Origin of the sequence: Achromobacter sp. DH1f, assembly GCF_000633435.1 — a bacterium.
Taxonomy (GTDB): Bacteria; Pseudomonadota; Gammaproteobacteria; order Burkholderiales; family Burkholderiaceae_B; genus Achromobacter; species Achromobacter deleyi.
On sequence record NZ_AYMF01000107.1, the window covers coordinates 1 to 404 of the forward strand.

At 63.1% G+C, this 404-nt stretch carries 1 pseudogene; it reads right to left on the bottom strand.

Features of this window, described 5'->3' with window-relative positions:
• Positions 1–119: 119 nt before the first annotated feature.
• Positions 120–404: pseudogene (locus U858_RS0133235) on the bottom strand (argininosuccinate synthase); the annotation flags it as partial.

Below are 404 nucleotides of genomic sequence, written 5' to 3' on the forward strand. Positions count from 1 at the left end.
GGCCGCGCGGGCGGCCTTTTTTGGCGTTTGGGCGGTGGGGTGTGTGAGGTTGCTGGATTTGCCGGAATGAAAAAAGCCCCTTGGCGTTTGCCGAGGGGCTTTTTGTTGGGCGGGAAGAATTACTTCTTCTTGGCCTCGTCCTTCAGTTGGGGCAGCGAGGTGCCGGAGGAGGAGAGCAGGCCGGTCTTCACGTAGGTGAACAGCTTTTCGCGGGTGTCGACGATGTCGAGGTTGCGCATGGTGAGCTGGCCGATGCGGTCGGCGGGGGTGAAGGGGGCGTTCTCGACCTTTTCCATCGACAGGCGCTCGGGGGCGTACGTCAGGTTGGGCGATTCGGTGTTGAGCAGCGAGTAGTCGTTGCCGCGGCGCAGTTCGAGGGTGACTTCGCCGGTGATGGCGCGGGC